The organism is Actinomadura sp. KC06 (assembly GCF_004348735.1).
Lineage (GTDB): Bacteria > Actinomycetota > Actinomycetes > Streptosporangiales > Streptosporangiaceae > Spirillospora.
In genome coordinates, this window is sequence record NZ_SMKT01000184.1 from 1 (window position 1) to 15,508 (window position 15,508).

At 71.3% G+C, this 15,508-nt stretch carries 19 protein-coding genes and 2 pseudogenes; 7 read left to right on the plus strand and 14 right to left on the minus strand.

What is annotated here, in order from left to right:
- A pseudogene (locus E1287_RS36375) lies at positions 1–287 on the minus strand (class I SAM-dependent methyltransferase); the annotation flags it as partial.
- A 154-nt stretch (positions 288–441) separates the two neighbouring features.
- Positions 442–603, minus strand: coding sequence for a hypothetical protein (locus tag E1287_RS44295; protein ID WP_165969381.1), 162 nt, complete (start codon positions 601–603; stop codon positions 442–444).
- 137 nt (positions 604–740) lie between these two features.
- Here E1287_RS44295 and E1287_RS36380 point away from each other — a divergent pair, with 137 nt between their 5' ends.
- From E1287_RS36380 to E1287_RS36395, 4 genes are all read left to right on the plus strand, one after another.
- Complete coding sequence (locus E1287_RS36380) at positions 741–1,160, plus strand: hypothetical protein (protein WP_243719682.1); 420 nt, start codon at positions 741–743, stop codon at positions 1,158–1,160.
- 97 nt (positions 1,161–1,257) lie between these two features.
- Complete coding sequence (locus tag E1287_RS36385; RefSeq protein ID WP_131969827.1) at positions 1,258–3,300, plus strand: DHA2 family efflux MFS transporter permease subunit; 2,043 nt, start codon at positions 1,258–1,260, stop codon at positions 3,298–3,300.
- A gap of 104 nt (positions 3,301–3,404) precedes the next feature.
- Positions 3,405–4,538: an acetyl-CoA C-acetyltransferase gene (locus E1287_RS36390; protein WP_131969828.1), complete on the plus strand. Its 1,134-nt coding sequence runs from the start codon at positions 3,405–3,407 to the stop codon at positions 4,536–4,538.
- A gap of 75 nt (positions 4,539–4,613) precedes the next feature.
- Positions 4,614–5,411 carry an enoyl-CoA hydratase-related protein gene (locus tag E1287_RS36395; RefSeq protein ID WP_131969829.1) on the plus strand — a complete coding sequence of 266 codons (798 nt, stop codon included), beginning with the start codon at positions 4,614–4,616 and terminating at the stop codon, positions 5,409–5,411.
- A gap of 3 nt (positions 5,412–5,414) precedes the next feature.
- Here E1287_RS36395 and E1287_RS36400 read toward each other — a convergent pair whose 3' ends face one another.
- From E1287_RS36400 to E1287_RS36425, 6 genes are all read right to left on the minus strand, one after another.
- The gene (locus tag E1287_RS36400; protein ID WP_131969830.1) at positions 5,415–5,909 is read right to left on the minus strand and encodes a YcxB family protein; all 495 of its coding nucleotides are present in this window, start codon (positions 5,907–5,909) and stop codon (positions 5,415–5,417) included.
- A gap of 94 nt (positions 5,910–6,003) precedes the next feature.
- On the minus strand, positions 6,004–6,957 hold the full coding sequence (locus E1287_RS36405; protein ID WP_131969831.1) for a helix-turn-helix domain-containing protein: 954 nt from the start codon (positions 6,955–6,957) through the stop codon (positions 6,004–6,006).
- Positions 6,958–7,014: 57 nt separating this feature from the next.
- Positions 7,015–7,749, minus strand: a complete 735-nt coding sequence (locus E1287_RS36410) for an SDR family oxidoreductase (RefSeq protein ID WP_131969832.1) — start codon at positions 7,747–7,749, stop codon at positions 7,015–7,017.
- A complete protein-coding gene (locus tag E1287_RS36415) occupies positions 7,746–8,762 on the minus strand; it encodes a 2,3-butanediol dehydrogenase (RefSeq protein WP_131969833.1) in 1,017 nt (338 codons plus the stop codon). The genes E1287_RS36410 and E1287_RS36415 overlap by 4 nt, the downstream gene beginning before the upstream one ends.
- Positions 8,759–10,012 (minus strand): MFS transporter, encoded by a 1,254-nt coding sequence (locus E1287_RS36420; RefSeq protein ID WP_131969834.1) that lies wholly within the window; start codon positions 10,010–10,012, stop codon positions 8,759–8,761. The genes E1287_RS36415 and E1287_RS36420 overlap by 4 nt, the downstream gene beginning before the upstream one ends.
- Before the next feature lie 3 nt (positions 10,013–10,015).
- Positions 10,016–10,549: a 2,4'-dihydroxyacetophenone dioxygenase family protein gene (locus E1287_RS36425; protein WP_131969835.1), complete on the minus strand. Its 534-nt coding sequence runs from the start codon at positions 10,547–10,549 to the stop codon at positions 10,016–10,018.
- A 203-nt stretch (positions 10,550–10,752) separates the two neighbouring features.
- On the opposite strand from E1287_RS36425, the gene E1287_RS36430 reads away from it, so the two are divergent.
- Positions 10,753–11,310, plus strand: a complete 558-nt coding sequence (locus E1287_RS36430; RefSeq protein ID WP_131969836.1) for a TIGR03086 family metal-binding protein — start codon at positions 10,753–10,755, stop codon at positions 11,308–11,310.
- Here E1287_RS36430 and E1287_RS36435 read toward each other — a convergent pair.
- The 6 genes from E1287_RS36435 to E1287_RS36460 form a co-directional block, all read right to left on the minus strand.
- Entirely contained in the window at positions 11,291–12,052 is a 762-nt protein-coding gene (locus tag E1287_RS36435) for a GNAT family N-acetyltransferase (RefSeq protein WP_131969837.1), read from the minus strand. The two genes, E1287_RS36430 and E1287_RS36435, sit on opposite strands and share 20 nt — an antisense overlap.
- A gap of 5 nt (positions 12,053–12,057) precedes the next feature.
- Complete coding sequence (locus E1287_RS36440) at positions 12,058–12,555, minus strand: SRPBCC family protein (RefSeq protein ID WP_131969838.1); 498 nt, start codon at positions 12,553–12,555, stop codon at positions 12,058–12,060.
- Positions 12,552–12,920, minus strand: coding sequence for a metalloregulator ArsR/SmtB family transcription factor (locus tag E1287_RS36445; RefSeq protein ID WP_207934671.1), 369 nt, complete (start codon positions 12,918–12,920; stop codon positions 12,552–12,554). The genes E1287_RS36440 and E1287_RS36445 overlap by 4 nt, the downstream gene beginning before the upstream one ends.
- A 65-nt stretch (positions 12,921–12,985) precedes the next feature.
- Positions 12,986–13,414: a MerR family transcriptional regulator gene (locus E1287_RS36450; RefSeq protein WP_131969840.1), complete on the minus strand. Its 429-nt coding sequence runs from the start codon at positions 13,412–13,414 to the stop codon at positions 12,986–12,988.
- Between the two features lie 28 nt (positions 13,415–13,442).
- Entirely contained in the window at positions 13,443–14,312 is an 870-nt protein-coding gene (locus E1287_RS36455; RefSeq protein WP_131969841.1) for a hypothetical protein, read from the minus strand.
- Positions 14,309–14,653, minus strand: a complete 345-nt coding sequence (locus tag E1287_RS36460) for a PadR family transcriptional regulator (RefSeq protein ID WP_131969842.1) — start codon at positions 14,651–14,653, stop codon at positions 14,309–14,311. The genes E1287_RS36455 and E1287_RS36460 overlap by 4 nt, the downstream gene beginning before the upstream one ends.
- A gap of 98 nt (positions 14,654–14,751) precedes the next feature.
- Here E1287_RS36460 and E1287_RS36465 point away from each other — a divergent pair, with 98 nt between their 5' ends.
- Positions 14,752–15,156, plus strand: coding sequence for a DUF4259 domain-containing protein (locus tag E1287_RS36465; RefSeq protein WP_131969843.1), 405 nt, complete (start codon positions 14,752–14,754; stop codon positions 15,154–15,156).
- An 84-nt stretch (positions 15,157–15,240) separates the two neighbouring features.
- Positions 15,241–15,508: pseudogene (locus E1287_RS36470) on the plus strand (hypothetical protein); the annotation flags it as partial.

A 15,508-nucleotide genomic window follows, 5' to 3' on the forward strand; every position in this document is an offset into this window, starting at 1 on the left:
GGCGGCGGCGGGGAGTCGCCGTCGGTGATGCGGACCGGTCCAGTGCCGAACTCGACCGTCGCCATGCGCCGCGACGCGCCGGGCACGGGGTCGGCGGGCGCGGGCATCGCGTCCACGGCGGTCATGTGGCGGACCTGCGGGGCGAGCGCGGCGGGCATCGGGCCGTGGCCGCGCGCCACGTCCAGGCAGACGTCGTTCTGGTCGGGCTCGACGAACTCCAGCAGCCGTCTGAGATGCGGGGCGATCGCGCCGCCGGTCCCCTGGATCGCGGTCGCCTGATGCGGCACTGGTGGACTCCCTCGCTCGGGCCGGCTTCGCCGGACGGGGTACCGCTCGCGTCAGGCGGGACGGCGAACGGGCGTGAAGCCGGTTTCGCCAGTTATGACTCTCTGCCGGGCCGGTTGGTTCGGGACGCGCCGCACGAATTCGTTGAGCGTTCATTCAAGTACGCAGGTGATCCCCGTACAACGTCAGCACGACCAGGACGAACACGGTGAGCACCGCGACCCTGGTGGGCATGGGGAGCCGGAGCCGCACCGCGGCCCAGCGCACGCAGAACGCGGCGAGGAGTGACACCACTGCGAGGGCGAGGATGCCTTCCATGGTCACCTTCCGTGAGGGGAGTACCCGGGGGAGTGCCGGGAGTGCCTAGGGAGTGCCGCCTCCTTGAAACGATAGACGTGTAAGGACGGGGTTACCCGGGTCTCGGCAGCGCGGGGCGGCACATATAACCTCCAGATGTGGCAGATGCGATTGAAATAGACGGACGGGGCAAGTCCGACGACGGGGACAAGCTCGACGGCGTCATGACGAACCTGGCGCGCGGCCGGATCGCGCTCGGTCTCGCGGCGCTGGCGGCCCCGAAGCTGACCGTGCGGCTCATGGGCATGGGCTCGGGCACCGACGCCGGACGCGACTACCTGGTCCGGGCGTTCGGCGCCCGCGAGGTCGCCCTCGGCGCCGGATACCTGCTCAGCGGCGACGAGTCCGGCCGCCGCCTGTGGACGCGGCTCGGCCTCGCCGTCGACGCCCTGGACGCGCTGAGCGCCGTCAAGACCCGTCCCGGCCTCCCGCTGTGGGTCACCGCGGGCGCGGTGGGCGTCGCGGGCGGGGCCGCGGGACTCGGCGCCGCGAAGGTCGCCCGCGACCTCTTCGGCTGACACCGGCCCTCCTCGGCTGACGTCGCCGCTCACCCGCGGGTGATCTCGCCGGGTTCGCGGGTAGGCCTCCTGCGTTCGCTCGGGGAGGTGCGACGGCATGACGGCAGGAGCGGCGCCGGAGGCGGACGAGCGGGTCATGCCCAAGGGCAGGGACCTCTACGTCATCCTCGGCGCGCTCATGCTGTCCATGCTGCTGGCCGCGCTGGACCAGACGATCGTGTCCACGGCGCTGCCGACGATCGTCAGCGACCTCGGCGGGCTGAACCACCTGTCGTGGGTCGTGACGTCGTACCTGCTCGCCTCGACCGCGTCGACGCCGCTGTGGGGCAAGCTCGGCGACCAGTACGGGCGCAAGCGGCTGTTCCAGTCGTCCATCGTGATCTTCCTGATCGGGTCGGCGCTGTGCGGCCTCGCGCGGGACATGACGGAGCTGATCGTCTTCCGCGCCCTGCAGGGCCTCGGCGGCGGCGGGCTGATGGTGCTCGTCGTCGCGATCGTCGGGGACGTCGTGCCGCCCCGCGACCGCGGCCGCTACCAGGGCCTGTTCGGCGCGGTCTTCGGCGTGGCCAGCGTGTGCGGCCCGCTGCTCGGCGGCTGGTTCGTCGACAACCTGTCGTGGCGCTGGGTGTTCTACATCAACGTGCCGATCGGGATCGTCGCGCTGCTGGTGATCGCGGCGGTGCTGCACGCGACGGGCGAGCGCGAGCGGCACCGCATCGACTACCTCGGGACGCTGCTGATCGTCGGCTGGGCGGTCGGGCTCGTCCTGGTGACCACGTGGGGCGGGACGACCTACGACTGGCTGTCCGCGCCGATCGTCGTCCTCGCGGCCGGGTCGGTCGTGCTGATCGCGGTGTGGCTGCTGGTGGAGCGCCGCGCCGCCGAACCGATCATGCCGCCGCGGCTGCTGGCGAACTCGGTGTTCTCGCTGGGCGCGGCGATCAGCTTCGCGGTCGGCTTCGCGATGTTCGGCGCGCTGACGTTCCTGCCGATCTTCCTGCAGGTCGTGCACGGGGTGTCGCCGACGCTGTCCGGCGTGCACCTGCTGCCGATGATGCTCGGGATGCTGGTCGCCTCGATCGGGTCCGGGCAGCTGATCAGCCGTACCGGCCGCTACAAGGTGTTCCCGGTGATCGGGACGCCGCTGATCGCGCTGGCGCTGTACCTGTGCTCCCGGCTGGACGAGGACGCGTCCACCCTGACGATGAGCCTGCGGTTCGCCCTGCTCGGCTTCGGGCTGGGGCTGGTGTTGCAGGTGCTCGTCATCGCCGTCCAGAATTCGGTGCCGTACCAAGACCTTGGCGCGGCCACGTCCGGTGTGACGTTCTTCCGGCAGATCGGCGGGTCGTTCGGTGTCGCGGTGTTCGGTTCCGTGTTCAGCAACCAGCTCGCCGGCCATATCGAGGACCTGGCGCGGATGCTGCCGCCCGGCTTCGACCCGTCCGCCGTCCAGGGGAATCCCGCGCTGCTCGACAGGTATCCGGCCGAGGTGAAGGACGCCGTCCTGCACGCGTACGCGCAGTCGATCGATTCGGTGTTCTTGTGGGCCGTTCCGGTGGCGTCCGTCGCGTTCGTCCTGGCGTGGTTCTTGCGTGAGGTTCCGTTGCGGGCCACTTCGCAGACGCGCGACTACGGCGAAGGGTTCGGCGCTGCGCCCACCGTGCGGTCGTCCAGGCACGAGATAGAGCGCGCGCTGAGCGAACTCATGCGGAAGGACCCGAAGGCCCTCGAACTCTACGACCGGCTGGGCGCGCTCTCGGGTGTCGCGCTGCCGCCGGGCAGCGTGTGGGCGCTGTGCCGGATCGCCAGGGACGGGACGGTCACCGGAGAGGCCCTCGCCGAACGCGCGGGCGTCACCGTCGAGCACGGGCGCCCGCACGTCGACCGGCTCGTGGACTCCGGCTACGTCCGGCGCGCCGACGGGACGCTCATCATCACCGGCACCGGGCAGGCCGCGGCGGAGCGCCTCTTCGCCGCCCGCCGCGAGGGGCTGGCCCGCCACCTGGACGGATGGTCGCCGGAGGAGCATCCCGAGCTGGCGGACGTCCTGCGGAGACTCGCGGAGGAGTCGCTCGGCGACGAGGCGGACGGCGAGCGCTGCCTGCGCCCTCAGGAGGGGCGCGCCGGAAGCGGAATGTAGCGTGGCCTGCCTCATATCGCTTCGGACGTCAGGCGATGTAATCTCGTAACCGACGAACCGAATCTCGCTCGGTTTCGGGACGGAACCCAGAATTTGGAGGCGCAGTGGCCGAGGCGTACATCGTCGGCGCGGTCCGTACCCCCGTCGGCACCAAGAAGGGCGGCCTGAAGGACGTCCACCCCGCCGACCTCGGGGCCCACGTGCTCAAGGAACTCGTCAACCGCACCGGCGTCGACCCGTCCGCGGTCGAGGACGTGATCATGGGCTGCGTCATGCAGGTCGGCCCGCAGACCCTCGACATCGCCCGGACGGCGTGGCTGTCGGCGGGGCTGCCGGAGTCCGTGCCGGGCGTGACCATCGACCGGCAGTGCGGGTCGTCCCAGCAGGCGATCCATTTCGCCGCGCAGGGCGTGCTGTCCGGCACCCAGGACCTCGTCGTCGCGTCCGGCGTCGAGCAGATGGCGAAGGTGCCGATGGGCTCCAGCATCGTCCAGGGCATGGACTTCCCGTTCGGCGAGGGCTGGATCGAGCGGTACGGCACGCAGGAGATCTCCCAGTTCCGCGGTGCCGAGATGATGGCGGAGAAGTGGGGCTACAGCCGCGAGGACCTGGAGAGGTTCGCGCTGGAGAGCCACCAGCGCGCCGCCAAGGCGATCGAGGCCGGGTACTTCGACCGGGAGATCGCGCCCATCGCGGGCGTGACGCAGGACGAGGGCGCCCGCCCCGACACCACCCTGGAGAAGATGGCGGGCCTGAAGGCGCTGCGCGAGGGCGGCCGGATGACCGCCGCCGTGGCCTCGCAGATCTCGATCGGCTCGTCCGCGGTGCTGATCGCGTCCGAGGAGGCCGTCAAGCGGCACGGCCTCACCCCGCGCGCCCGCATCCACACCCTCGCGGTGACCGGCTCCGACCCGGTCTACATGCTGACCGGCCCCATCCCCGCGACGGAGAAGGCCCTCGACCGCGCCGGGCTGAAGATCGGCGACATCGACGTCTTCGAGGTCAACGAGGCGTTCGCGCCGGTCCCGATGGCGTGGGCGCACGACACCGGCGCGTCCCTGGAGAAGACCAACCCGAACGGCGGCGCGATCGCGCTCGGCCACCCGCTCGGCGCCACCGGCGGCGTGCTGATGACCAAGCTGCTCCACGAGCTGGAGCGCACCGGCGGCCGCTACGGCCTCCAGACCATGTGCGAGGGCGGCGGCCAGGCCAACGCGACGATCATCGAGCGGCTGTAGCCCGCGCCGCGACCCGTCCCGCCGGAGCCGCGCGGGCGGGTCGCGGGGCTCGCTGCGGCCGGGAACGGGCCGGGGATGGACGTGAACGGGCCGGAGATGGACGGGACGACGCTCTATTCGGTGGACGGCAGGGTCGCGCGCATCACGCTGAACAGGCTCGACGCCCGCAACGCGCTCAACGACCAGATGATCGGCGAGCTGCTGGACGCGTTCGACCGGGCGAAGAACGACGCCGACGTGCGGGTGATCGTCCTGACCGGGGCGGGGGACCGGGCGTTCTGCGCCGGAGCCGACCTGGGCGGGCTCGACCGCGACGGCCTGGACGTCGACGACATCCGCGACAGCGCGCCGTTCCGCCTGTTCACGGCCTTCCCCAAGCTCGGCAAGCCGATCATCGCGCGGCTCGCCGGGCACGCCGTCGCGGGCGGCCTCGGCCTCGCCGCCGCCTGCGACCTGGTGATCGCGGCGGACGACGTCAAGCTCGCCACCCCGGAGGTCAACGTCGGGCTCTGGCCCATGATGATCATGGCGATCATCAACCGGAACGTCGCGCCGAAGCACGCGTTCAAGCTGTACTACACCGGCTCCCGCATCACCGCCGCCGAAGGACGGGAGATCGGCCTGGTCACCGAGGTCGTCCCGCGCGCGGACCTGGACGCCCGCGTGGACGAGCTGGCCGGGGTGATCGCGTCCAAGAGCCCGCTCGGCCTGCGCCGCGGCCGCGACGCCTTCTTCGCGATCGAGGGCCGCCCACTGGAGGACCAGGTCGCCCATCTGCTGTCGGAACTGGTCGAGCTGGCCGGAACCGAGGACGCGAAGGAAGGCATCACGGCCTTTCTGGAGAACCGTCCACCGGACTTTCGAGGACGCTGACCGTCAGCGGGTCTTGGCGGGCTCCCGGGCGGCGAGGAATCCAGCGATCTGCGCCTGCTGCCCGGCGTCGAACGCGCTCTTCGGCAGGAACGCCGCGGGTTGTTTGTTCAGGAAGAACAGCCAGAATTCCCCGGTGGTCACGACGCTGGAGAACATCGACCAACGCATTGTGGTCGTCGACTTGTCGGTTCGGCATTCGTACCCCTCGGCGGTCAGCCGCATCGTCGTGGGCACGCACAGAAACGCGAGCATTTTGCGGAGCCGCAGCCGCAGCCACCAGGCCGAGCCGAGCGGGGCCGCGACCGTCGACACCAGCAGGGCGGCGCCCACCCACGCCTGCCCGACGGCGAAGCAGAAGATCGTGGCGCCGATCAGAAACGCCACCACCACCGTGTAAGTGACCGCGAGCTGCCGCCTCAGCCCATGAAAGAACGCACGCGCCACCTCGTCGGGCGCGGGTTCGTAACTGACCGTGATTCCACCGTCGCCGATATTCACTTCGCTCTATCCACTTTTCGTCGTCGTCCAGCGCGGGGGATCATCATTCAGCGCTTCACGCGGCCGCGCAAGCCCGTGCGCGCAGGTCAACGGCTCAGCGGGTGGCGGCGCGGGTCTCGGTGGGGGTGCGGCCGAAGCGGGCGCGGAAATGGCGGGCGAAATGCGCCTGGCTGGAGAAGCCCCAGCGGTAGGCGATGTCGGCGATGGTCGTCGTTGAGGCGCCAGCGGCGGTGAGGTCGTCGTGGGCGCGCTGGAGGCGGCGCTCCAGAATGTGCCTGGACGGCGTCGTCCCCGCCGACTCGAAGATCCGGCCGAGATGCCGGACGGACACGCCCATCACCCCCGCGACCTGGCCGGGCGTGAGGCAGGCGTCGTGCAGATGCCGCTCGATGTAGTCCTCGGCGACGATGAGCTGCGTCTGGTAGGCGGCGGGCGCGGCGCGTCCGCCTGAGCGCTCGGTCGCCAGCAGCCGGATCAGGTCGAGGACGGTCCCGCGCGCACTGTCAGGCCCGGACGCGCCAGGGTTCTCCAAGACCGACCGCAGCGCCACGACAAGCTCGCCCTCGCGGGCCGTCCCGCGCCCGAACAGCATCGGCGCCTGGACGCCGCCCGCCATGCATTCCTCGACGAACCGGTCGCGCGGGATGTCGACCAGGAACTGCCGCATGGACGACGAGAACCCGAACAGGTAGGGGCGGCGCGTGTCGTACACGACGAGGTCCCCGGCGGTGGCGGCGAGGCAGCCGTTCTCGTGGAGGAAGACCGCGTCGCCCTTGACCAGCAGCGTCGCGAACACCGAGTCCTTCGGCGTCGACCTGGCGACCTGCGGGGTGCGCTCGACGGCGTGCGCGTTGCCGCTGATCTCGGCCAGCCGGACGTCCCCGAGCCGGAAGTTGGCCTGCCGGGCGAGCAGCCCCCGCTCGGAGTAGGAGGAGCAGGACAGCCCGACCAGCGCCCTGCGGTTGTAGTCCTCCCAGAACTCGATGCGCTCGCGCGGGTCGACGTCCTCCGTGCTGGCCTGGGAGATCATCTGTGCGGGTGCCGGCATGGTCGCTCCTCCCCGGGTCGGCGGGTCCTCCTGGTGGAGCCTATGTGGTGGAACGCGTCAAACCGCCAGGTAGCCTCCATCCACCGGAAGGATCGCGCCGGTGACGTAGGACGCGGCGGGCGAGCACAGGAACGCCGCCACGGACGCGATCTCCCGCGGCCGCCCGTACCGTCCGGCCGGGATCCGGGCCAGGACGGCCTCCGCGGCGGGCGGGTCGTCCAGCAGCCCGCGGGCCAGCGGCGTGACGACGAACCCGGGCGCGATCGCGTTCACCCGGACGCCGTCGGCGGCGTACTCGGCGGCCAGCGACCGGGTGAGCTGGGAGATCCCGCCCTTGCTCGCGCTGTAGGCGGGCCGGTCCCGGCTGCCGGAGAAGGCGAACATCGACGAGATGTTGACGATCGACCCGTCATCGCGGGCGAGGGCGGGGCGGGCGGCCTGGCACGCCACCATCGTCGCGGTCAGGTTGATCTCCAGGACGCGGTGCCAGCGTTCGAGGTCGTACTCGTCGCGGTCGTGGCTGACGCCCGCGCAGTTCACCAGGGCGTCCAGCGGCCCGGCGTCCGCGATCAGCTCGGTGAGGCCGCCGCCGTCCAGCACGTCGTGCTCCACCACGCGGACGCCGGGATGGTCCGGCAGCTCGCCCTCGTCGGACGGCCGCAGCCCGAGGGCGACGACCTCGGCGCCGAGCTCGGCGAACAGCACGGCGGTCGCGGCCCCGATCCCGGACGTCCCGCCGGTCACGAACGCCCGCCGCCCCTTGAACAGGCCCGGCTCGAACCCCTCGGTCATGGCCGCACCAGCACCTTGATCTCCTCCATCGTGTTCATCAGCGTCTCGAACCCGCCGCGGACGACGTCGTCCAGCGCCACGACCGAGGTGACGATGGAGGTGAAGTCCATGCCCTCCTCGGCGGCCAGCCGGATCAGCTCGGGATGGCAGTCCCGGTACCCGACCGACCCGATGATCGACTGCTCGTTGTTGACCAGGGCGAACCCGTCCACGGCGAGCATGCCGCCGAGTCCGAGCAGCACGACCCGGCCCCCGCGGCGGGTGGCGTCCAGGCAGTCGCGCAGCGTCCGCTCGGCGCCGACCGCCTCGAACGCCACGTCGGCGGCCCCGGGCGGCAGTTCCCCGGCGTCCACGGCCTCCGCCGCGCCGAGACGGCACGCCAGGGCGCGGCGGCTCGGCGACGGGTCGCACGCGATCACCTTTCCCGCCCCGTACCGGACGGCCAACTGCACGACGAGGAGCCCGATCGGCCCGAGCCCGACGACCGCGACGGTCTCGCCGTCCCGGAGCCCTGACCGGCGGACCCCGTGCAGCGCGACCGCCGCGGGCTCGAACACGGCCGCCTGCTTCAGCGAGACGCCGTCCGGCAGCAGGTGCAGCATGTAGGACGGCAGGACGGCGCGTTCGGCGAGCCCGCCGTCGCCCATCAGCCCGGCGAACCCGAAATGGCGGCACAGGTTGTACTCGCCCGCCAGGCACCGCGCGCACTCGCCGCAGCGGTAATGCGGCTCGACCGCGACGCGGTCGCCCGGACGGAACCCCGTCACGCCCGGGCCGACCTCGGCGACCGTCCCGCTGAACTCGTGCCCGAGCGTCAGCGGCGCGGCCCGTCCCGACTCGGGATGCGGCGTCCCGACGGGGATCGCGTGCGGCCCGTCCGCGTATTCGTGCAGGTCGCTGCCGCAGATCCCGCAGTACGCGACGCTGACCGCGACCTCCTCGCGTCCGGGGGCGCCCTGCGATACGTCCTCGACGCGGACGTCCCGTGCTCCGTACCAGACCGCTGCTCTCATGCGGCCGCTCCTCTCCGCCGCAGGACGGCGGGGGCCGTCTCGCGGAGCCCGAACGATAGCGCCACGACGATCGCCGCGCCCCCGGCCGCGATGAACATGGCCGCCTGCAGCCCCCAGATGTCGGACGCGCGGCCCGCGACGAGCGGCCCGAGGAACCCGCCGGCCAGCTCGCCCACGCCCATGATCACGCCGAGCGCGGTGGCGAGCGCGGCGCGCGGCACCGTCTCGGCCGGGATCGTCGCCATGAACAGCGTGAAGCAGCCGAGGCCCGTGTAGGTGAGGATCATCAGGGTGCCGAGCAGCACCGGGCTGTCCACGTACACGACGGCGATCGGGCAGAACACGGCCAGGACGGTGAAGCCCGTCAGCGCCTTCCGCCGCCCGATCCGGTCGGAGATCCCCGGCGTCGCGAACCCCCACAGCACCCACGCGACGCCCAGGCACGTCATGACGGCGCTCATCGTCCCGGAACCCCAGTCCTTCTCGTCCGTGAGGTACTTGGGCGTGAACGTGATCAGCGTGACGAACCAGGTCAGGTAGCAGGGCGCGATCAGCATGCAGATCACGACGTTGCGCAGGCGCAGCACGTCCTTGACCGGGACCTTCGGCGCCTTCACCGCCTCCTCGGCCACCGGTTTACCCGGCGGGCGTTCCAGGACGAACTTCGCGATCAGCCCCGCGATGATCAGCCCGGGGACGATCGTGACGAAGAACGCCGTCCGCCAGCCGAAGGTGTCCGCGAGCCACACCACGACGACCGGCGCGACGATGCCGCCGAGCAGACCGGCCGACGACCCCTGCAGCAGCCCCATGTTCAGCCCGCGCCGCGACTCGCGGGACGCCTCCACCATCAGCGACTGCGACATCGGCAGGACCGCGCCCTCCGCCGTGCCCATCAGCGCGCGCGCCGCGAGCAGGCCGATGAACCCGGTCATCAGCCCGGACGCCGACGAGAACAGCGAGAACAGCAGCACGGCGGCGATGAGGATGGGCTTGCGCCGTCCCAGCCGGTCCGACAGGCTCCCGGCGAACATCCCGGCCAGCGCCCACGTCAGCGCGAGAACCCCGGACAGGACGCCGAGCTGCGAGTTCGACAGCCCGAAATCGTCGTCCATGTAGGGGGCGAGGAACGCCAGCGCCTGCCGGTCGAAGAACACGAAGCCGAACGCCAGGAACAGGATGAACAGCAGCCGGTTCTCGTACCGGTCGGGGGTGACGGCGGGAGCGGTCCGCTTGAGCAGGGTCGTCATGGCTTAGCGGAACAGCGCGTTGACGTAGTCCGCGCCCAGGCCGACCTTGTCGTAGTGCTTGCGGCACATGTCGATGTAGTCGTGGACGTCGAAGAACCCTTCGGGGTCACCGTTCTCGTCCAGCCAGACAAGCGGGCCCTTCACGATGAACAGCGTCTTCATCGGCTCCTCGTGCTCGTAGGCGACGAGCGTGTGGCCCTCGCCGGGCGCCTCGTAGATGAAGTCGCCGGCCGTGGCCGTCCAGGGACGCTCCAGGTAGCCCCACTTGCCGGAGATCGTGTAGGCGAACACCTCGTGCGGGTGGTAGTGCCGGTTGACGAGCCCGGCCTCCTTGGACCGCAGGATGTCGGACCACGTGTTGTCCTTCACGTTGATCCACAGCGGGCGGGACCCGACCGTCTCGGTGAACGGCACGTAGTACCGGTCGTCGTCGGTGGCGATCTTGGACAGGTACACCTCCGGCAGCGCGTCCGGCTTCTGCGAGTTCTCGATCGGCTTGAGGTCCTTCCAGAACTCCGAACCAGGGGTTTCGGGCATGTGAACGCTCCTCTCACGACGTGTTGCCGCGAGTGAACCCCCTGCTCGCCGCCCCCGTCTTTCCCGTGGCGGACGCCGCCCTTTGCAGATCCCAGACATCGTGTCCCCGCCGCCTTGACCGATGAGTCCCGGGGGCCTGAGATGTCGGTATCTGTGAGGCCGCGCCGCGGCTCGCATGGCTCCCGCCGAGAGAAGAGAGTTCGATGATCGATCTGAAGCCCGCCTGCCACCGCATGATCGAGATCCTGGCGGGCGTGGACGACGCCCAGCTGTCCAGCGCCACGCCCTGCGCCGACTACAGCGTCGGCGACCTGATCGATCACGTCGACGTGGTCGCGGACGGGTTCACCGCGCTGGCCCTGAAGAAGACCAGCGAGACCGCCGACCGCGAGCCGAGCGCGGCGAACCTCGGGGGCGGCTGGCGGAACATCCTCGCCGAGCATCTGTGGGCGCTCGGCGAGGCCTGGGACGATCCGGCCGCGTGGGAGGGCGGCACCGACGCCGGCGCGGGCGCGGAGCTGGCGAACGAGGTGTGGGGCAAGATCGCGCTGACCGAGATCGTGGTGCACGGCTGGGACCTCGCCAAGGCCACCGGCCAGCCCGTCGGCATGCCCGAGGAGGCGGTGCGGCACTGCCTCGATCATGTGGCGGTGTTCGTGCCGAACGCTCCCGTCCCGGCCCTGTGGGGGCCCGCCGTCGAGGTCCCCGCCGACGCTCCGCTGATCGACCGGGTGGTCGCCATCACCGGCCGGACGCCGTAGCCGTCCGGTAGTGGTAGGTGCTGATCTCGTTGAAGCCTGAGCGTTCGTAAAGCCGGAGGGCCGGGACGTTGCCGCGCTCGACCTGAAGGTACATGCGGTCGGCTTTCCGGGATTCGGCCCAGCCCGCCAATGCGGCCAGAACGGTTCGGGCGGCGCCCTTTCCGCGTGCTTCGGGAATGGTGGCCATGTTGAACACACCCGTCCAGCCGGAGTCGGCGACCGCCCGGCCGACCGCGGCGACATCGTCCCCGATCATCGCGCAGACGTAGGCGGACGGCCCTTTCACCCGCGCGAGCATGCCCCGCTCGGAACGGAGGTCGCCGCCGTGCACGGCGTGCCAGGCGTCGAACCACGAGTCCGTCGGACGCTCGTCCAACCGGACGCGTAGTGAGGCGGGCGTCCGCTCCAGAACGCGTCTGGCAGGCGCCACCTGCAACGACAGGGAGTCCTCTCGTCGGTAGCCGCGCTCTTCGAGGACGGGGTCGAGCCCGTCCGGGCACGCGCCGGGAGTGATCTGGAACCGTGCGTCAGCGTCGTGCCCGGTGTAGAAATCCTCGGCCTGGACGACCTTGCGCACCAATTCGTCCGGCGGGGCTTCGCCGTGTGGAAGGACGGTCCCCACCCACCAGGAACAGTTGGGGGCATGGCGCAGCCACCATCCGTCGATGTCTCGCACATGCTCCGCCGGAAGGGCCCGGGCCGCCCTCTCCTGGAGGCCCCGCACCATTTCTCGTCCGCTCATGAAATTCAGTCGGTCGTGAGGTTCCTGTAGTACTCCACCTGCGCGGGATAGTAGTCGTCGAAGTCCGGCGCGGGCGTTCCGTCCCTGGAGGCGGAAAGGTGGTCGAGGTAATACTCCCAGCCCGGCCCGGTCGTGGTCAGGTCGGTGCCGGGGTCCAGGTGGTGCAGGAAGGTCAGCGTCGTCACGCCGTCCGCCTCGTCGAGCCGCGCCTCCAGGTGCCAGCGCCCGTACTCGTCGACGGTCTCGACCTCGAGCCGCCGGGGCGGCTCGCAGGCGATGATCGTCATGTCGCTCTCGGGCTGGCCGTCCTCGTGCACCAGCGTGAGCCGCACCGTGGCGCCCGGCCTTCCCTCGCCGCTCCAGTGCGCGAACCACCGGGCCGTCCGCTCGGGCTCGGTGATGCTCGCCCAGACGTCCTCGATCGTGGCCTTGTACTGGCGTGTCAATTGCAGATCCGTGCCGGTCGCCGTGGCGAGCAGCCGTCCGGTGGGTGTCGGTTTCATCCCGCGCTCCTCGTGGTTGGTTCCTCGTCGGTCGTCCGCGGTTCCGCCGGACGTTCGCGGCGCGTGCGGTGGACTTCCGTCCCCAGGGCGTCCAGGCGCTGGTCCCACGCCTGCCTGCGGACGGTGGCCAGCCACCGGTCGATCTCCCGCAGCGCGCCGTGGTCGGCCCGGTAGTACCGCTCGCGTCCCACGGTCTCGGCCGCGACCAGCCCCGCCTCGCGCAGGACCCGCAGGTGGCGGCTCACCGCCGGGCGGCTGATGTCCGGGAACGCGGCGGCCAGCGCTCCGGCCGTCAGCGGGCCGTCGCCGAGCAGCGCCACGATGCGGCGGCGCACCGGGTCGGCCACGGCGGCGAAGACGTCCACCCCAGATGTGTAACCTATGTGTTACGCGTTTGTCCAGCCGGGCGCCGGGCGCGGCGCGCCTGGGTTCAGTGCTGGTGAGCCTCTTCGAAGGACGCTCCCGCAAGGCGGGCGGCGACTCCGGCGGTGAAGTGCGGGCAGTCGAGAATGTTCTCGTGGGGGCAGGACAGGCCGTGGGCGACGGCGGTCCGCGCCGCTTGGGCCTGGGCGATCCGCTCGTCCAGCTCGATGAGCTTGCGCCGGAGGATCTCCTGGCGGCTGTCACCGGGCGGGGGCGAGGGGGTGAGGAGCGCCTTGAGATCGCGCAGCGTGAACCCGGCGTCCCGCATCAGCAGGATCGCGCCGATCTGCCCGACCGCGGACGGCGGGTAGCGCCGCTGGCCCGAGACCCGGACCGGCGGCGTGAGCAGGCCGAGGTCTTCCCAGTAGCGCAGCGCGGAGGTGGCGACGCCGGTGCGTTTCGCCAGCTCGCCGATCGTCAACAGGTCGTCCGGCATCGTGGCATCGAGCGTACTCGCCCTGGTGCTAGTGCGGACGGCGCCGTTCGGGCACGGGCTGGGGCTTCCATGCTGTCGCGGCGATGGCCAGGACGAGCGCGGCCAGGACCGTCCAGTAGCCGGTGTCCTGCACGTTCGACGGCGGGTTGACCAGCGCCGAGGCCACGCCCGGCAGGACGTAGACCGCCGCCGCCAGCGCCCAGCGCGGGCTGCGCGCGACCGCGGTGGCCCACACCCCGGCGAGCAGGACGAGCCCCTCGATCCCGGCCCTGGCCAGTTGCCAGGTCTCGCCGTACTCCCGGACTCCGGGCGCATGGGTGAGGACGAGGGCGGCCACGGGGATCGCCGTCCACCACCACGACCGGGCACGCAGAATCCGCGGCCGGCGGATCGCGATCACCACGGCTCCGGCCGCCAGCAGTCCGTAGGGGGCCAGCGAGATCCAGTCGTGGTAGGCCGGACCGAGAAGCTGCGTCCCGCCCGCCGCGTCGAGGCCCCACAGCATGGCGCGACCGGTCGAGAGCGCCACGGCCAAGGCGAGGGGCAGGGCGAGCAGCGTCCAGCCGCGTAGGAACGCCACCACCAGCAGCGCCGAAACGGCCAGCCACCCAAGGGACGCGTGGTCGGCGATCCTGTACGCAAGGTTCGCCAGGGCGAGCATCAGCAGCCCGAGGTGCGCGCCGTCGGCCCACCACGGCATCGGCTCTCCGGTGGCGGCGCGGGCGCGGGCGGCGTAGCCCGCGGTGAGGAGCCCGGCCGTCTCCCTTGCCGATGGGACGCGGCGTGGAGCGTCGTTCAGGAGCGTGCCGATGATCTCCGGGCCGTACTCGGCGCGGTGACCGGGCGGGAAGGCGCGCAGGAACAGGCGGTACCAGCGTTCGGCGAATGTCTTGTTCATGCTCCCGCGTCCCCCGTCGCGAACGAGGTTCGTCCCGTGACGATCCGGGCCGCCTGCTCCAGCCGCAGCGCCTCCCGGGTGACGGCCAGGCGCCCGTCCTCGGTCAGCCGGTAGTAGCGGCGCGGGCGCCCCTGGACGGTCTCCTCCCGGTCCACGGCGATCAGCCCGTCGCCGGCCAGCCGGTCGAGCGCGCCGTAGAGGGTGCCGACGGCCAGCCGGATCCGCCCGCCGGACAGCTCCTGCGACCTCTTGATGATCCCGTAGCCGTGCACCGGCCCGTCGAGCAGCGCCGCGAGCACGAAGTACGTGGGCTCGCTCAGCACCCCTGATCGTTTCACCATGCGGGCGACTATATATCGGCTGCCGAAGTATGGGAAGATCGCATCGGGCCGCGGATGCCCGCCGCGCTTCCCTAGAGTGCGGGGACCTGGAGGTGGAGATGGGAACCTGGGACGCGACCCCGTTCGGCAACGACACCGCCGCCGACTTCGCGGGCGACCTCGATGACCTGGCCTTGGACGAACGTCCGGCCGCCGTCCGGGAGGCCCTGGAGGCCGCGATCCGCGAAGCGGGCTACCTGGACCGCTCAGAGGGCGACACGGCCGTCGCGGCGGCCGCGTTGGTGGCCGCCCAATGCCCCGGCGGCCCGCCCGCCGACGCCATCTACGGACCGGACGAGCCCGTCCCGCCCCTGCCCGACGACTTCCGTCCCTTGGCACTGGCGGCCCTCGACCGAGTCGCGGGCGCGAATTCGGAGTCCCAGGAACTCTGGGCCGAGACCGCCGACGGCCTGCAAAGGTGGCAAGCCGAAATCGACGAACTCCGCAAGGCCCTCCGCCCCTAGATCAGCCCTGGCCGGTGGTGAAGGCAAAGCGCCGGTAGCCAACCGCTGGTGTGCTTTGGGAGCGGCGGCGGGAAGGTCTGCCGTGTGGAGGAGTGGTTCTCGCGGGAGATCGCGGACACCGGGCGGCTGCGGTTGGCCTGCTTCCTCGCGGCGTTCATCGTCGGCTTCCTGTTCATCCGGTTCAGCGTCCGGATGATCCGCAAGCAGGTGCGGTGGTGGCCGGGGAACGTCACGCCGGGCGGGCAGCACATCCATCACATCGTGTTCGGGCTCGTTTTCATGTGCGTCGGCGGTGTGAGCGGGCTGGCGATCGAGGACGCGTCGTCCGGGTGGGCGGGGGCCGCCGCGGCGG